The 431-nt window shown below is 71.9% G+C and carries 1 protein-coding gene; it reads left to right on the top strand.

Features of this window, described 5'->3' with window-relative positions:
• Positions 1 to 59 precede the first annotated feature (59 nt).
• A partial coding sequence (locus CCN35_RS29885) for an NAD-dependent epimerase/dehydratase family protein (RefSeq protein ID WP_245863567.1) occupies positions 60 to 431 on the top strand: 372 nt, incomplete at its 3' end.

Raw genomic sequence — 431 nt, 5'->3', positions numbered from 1 at the left:
GGACAAGGAAGAACCTGCTGAAACCGCTGAATCCGCCGTATCGCCACTAGCGTGATCGCATGCGCGTACTGGTCACCGGCGGTGCCGGGTTCATCGGATCCCAGGTCGTGTCCGTGCTCCGGGAGCGCGGACACGAGCCGCTCGTGTTCGACGTGCGGGAGGATCCCGGCGCCGACGTGCGGGACCCGGAAGCCGTCGAACGCGCCCTGTCCGGGGTGGACGCCGTGTGCCACCAGGCCGCGATGGTCGGGCTCGGCGACGGGATCTCCGACGCGGCGGAGTACGTCTCGCGCAACGACCTGGGCACCGCCGTACTGCTCGCCGCCATGGCGAAGGCCGGCGTCGGGCACCTCGTGCTGGCCGGGTCGATGGCCGTCTACGGGGAGGGGCGGTACACGTGCCCGCGGCACGGGAGCGTACGGCCCGGGCCG

It is taken from the genome of Streptomyces thermovulgaris, from assembly GCF_002155915.1.
Taxonomy (GTDB): domain Bacteria; phylum Actinomycetota; class Actinomycetes; order Streptomycetales; family Streptomycetaceae; genus Streptomyces; species Streptomyces thermovulgaris.
Note: the sequence above shows the minus strand (reverse complement) of the source record. Positions and strands in the feature narration are given on the sequence as shown.